This is a genomic window from Pseudomonas sp. FSL W7-0098, from assembly GCF_005930585.1.
GTDB lineage: Bacteria > Pseudomonadota > Gammaproteobacteria > Pseudomonadales > Pseudomonadaceae > Aquipseudomonas > Aquipseudomonas bubulae.
This window is the reverse complement of record NZ_RXHW01000024.1, coordinates 1-421: the sequence shown is the minus strand read 5'-3', so window position 1 is coordinate 421 and position 421 is coordinate 1. Positions and strand designations below refer to the sequence as shown.

The following is a 421-nucleotide window of genomic DNA, read 5'->3' as shown; positions in this document are numbered from 1 at the left end:
GGGCAAAAAATCTTTCTTTTTGTCATACAAAAAGAAGAAAAAAAAAGAGACGATTTTCTTCTTCCGAAATCGTCCCTCTTTTTTCTAAAACCATGGATGAACGAACAAAAAATCTCTCGTATTTTGTTTGTTCATCCACTAAAAATATGCGAACAGTATGGCTTCATTCAATCCTGTTCTTACAAGTCAAAAGCATTGAATCGTCCTTGGACGATTCAACTAAAAAAGTAGTCGTTTTTTGGACGACTACTAAGTTCTAAACATTCATTACCCAAAATCAATTTGGTCTAACATCGTTTCTCGACTAGCTTGATCTAATCCAAGATATGTTAAAGTCATGGCTTCGCTTGAATGGTTTAATAAATGCATGACTAAACCAATATTATAATTCGACTGCGTATAAACACGATAAGCGCCTGTT

The 421-nt window shown here is 34.0% G+C and carries 1 protein-coding gene; it reads left to right on the top strand.

The features are described from left to right. The coding region (locus FHL07_RS23885) for a hypothetical protein (protein ID WP_238705582.1) at nucleotides 1-231 on the top strand (231 nt) is incomplete at its 5' end. Nucleotides 232-421: the final 190 nt, after the last annotated feature.